The sequence below is a fragment of the Candidatus Cloacimonadota bacterium genome, assembly GCA_011372345.1.
In the GTDB taxonomy this organism is placed as follows: Bacteria; Cloacimonadota; Cloacimonadia; order Cloacimonadales; family TCS61; genus DRTC01.
This window is the reverse complement of sequence record DRTC01000578.1, coordinates 1-2,022: the sequence shown is the minus strand read 5'-3', so window position 1 is coordinate 2,022 and position 2,022 is coordinate 1. Positions and strand designations below refer to the sequence as shown.

The 2,022-nt window shown below is 38.5% G+C and carries 2 protein-coding genes; both read left to right on the top strand.

Translation table 11 applies throughout. The annotated features are described in order from the left end of the window. Window positions 1–480 precede the first annotated feature (480 nt). Window positions 481–741: a hypothetical protein gene (locus tag ENL20_11115; protein ID HHE39101.1), complete on the top strand. Its 261-nt coding sequence runs from the start codon at window positions 481–483 to the stop codon at window positions 739–741. Window positions 742–1,237: 496 nt separating this feature from the next. Then, window positions 1,238–2,022: right-handed parallel beta-helix repeat-containing protein (locus ENL20_11110; GenBank protein HHE39100.1), on the top strand; the 785-nt coding region annotated here is incomplete at its 3' end.

Here is a 2,022-nt window from a genome sequence, read left to right as displayed (position 1 = left end):
ACCTGGGATGAAGATTATTTATACATTGGTTTTGAGAGTTTGGCATTGGATATTCTTGGAGATTTCTTTGTCAATCTCGATGTTAATCAAAACGATACTCTCGGAGCTTCAACAGGTTCCTGGTCAAGAGTTGATTTTTCCGGGAATTACCTTCCTGAATACCAGATAGCAGTCGAAGGCGGTGGAAGTTCTATCCAGTTAAATAGCTGGACAGAAACTCGAGGTTGGACATATTCTCATTATCCTGGTAACGGCTGCGGAAGTTATGAAGGCTGGACGGAAAATCCATTCACGGAAATCAGCATTCCCTGGTCTGGATTAGGAAATCCGACGGGACTCGCTTTGAGTGTTCATACAACACAGGAAGACACGGAAATAGTAACAAATATTTTCCCTGATAATAATCCAACCGGAGATCATCCGACAGTTGTGCAGGCTTTTATGTTCTTTCTGCCGGAGATCAGCGGAGAAATGCCTTTAATGGGATTTGAACCTTATAATGTGAATTACTCAACTTCCACAGAACCAGATTCTCCTGAAAATGTGACGATCTATATCGAATCAGATTCTGTTCATATCAGTTGGAATTCTGTTCCCGGAGCAACTTCCTACAAAATTTATTCCGATACGGATCCTTACGGAACATTCTCAACTGACGAATGGACAGGTTCCGATATGAGTTGGAGCGAAGCGATTCCTATAGAAACAAAGAAATTCTATCGGGTTACGGCTGTGAATTAAAAGACTCGAGTTCAGCGGAGCGGAGCGAGACTGGACTTGAGACAGAAATGGGTGAGTATCTCCTCGTTCCTAAATTCCATTTGGGAATGTAATTGCAGTAAAAGTTTCGCTTTGATGTTTAAAAGAATGAGGAATAATTGTTCGAAATACAATTTCTTGTTCAATTGTGTTCCCAAATAAAATTTGGGAACAAGAAAAAAGGATGTAACTCAAACATCCATGTTTGAGAAAGTAATTCAATTTGCCAAATTGTTTTACATCGTCCTACTCGGGTGAGTATCTCCTCGTTCCCAAATTCCATTTGGGAATGTAATTGCAGTAACAGTTTCACTTTGATGTTTAAAAGAATGAGGAAAATTGTTCGAAATACAATTTCTTGTTCAATTGTGTTCCCAAATAAAATTTGGGAACAAGAAAAAAGGATGTAACTCAAACATCTTGATTGAGAAAGAAAAATTAGCACAATTATGAATGATTGTGTTACAGGAGGAAAAAAATGCGAAAAGAAAAAAAAAGTTTATTAATTGTGTTATTCTTATTATCGTTTTCATCTCTTTTACAGGCAGTCACTCACGAGAATGTATCTTATTCTGATGAAAGTGTTACCTGGTATGCCTCTGATAATCCTCACATCGTCATTGGATATGCTCAAATAAATGATAATGCGGGACTTACTATCGAAGATGGATGTCTTGTCCAATTTGAAAATGGAGCTTATATTCAGGCTTATGGAAGATTAACTGCAAACGGAACGGCAGGAAACGGAATAACATTTACCAGACGAGATGCCGACGATGAATGGTATGGCATTTTGTACCAAAATGAAGCGACCGGTTCACTTAATTATTGCACGATTGAATATGCTACTTATTATACTGCTTATGGTGTTTATTGCAACAATTCTAATCCATCCATCCAGAATTGCACCATTCAAAATAATGATTACGGAATTTATTATACCGGAGTAACATCTCCAACGCTTTCCGTTGTTAATACGATTCAGAACAACGATAAGGAAGGATTGTATTTCACAAACTGCACAAATCCGAGTATTTCCAACCAGACGATTTGCGGACATTCCGATCCGCAAGGTGCAATTTATATGTATAATACCGGAGAATTTCAGATCGGATCAGGAAACACGATTACCGGCAATAACTGGGGTTTATCGATGAATATCGGTTCTTATCCGAGTTCTTCATCACATGGAAATATCCCGATGACAGGCAATACAAATGATGACGGAATTCAGGTTTACGGATGTTCGACAGCGGACAGTGT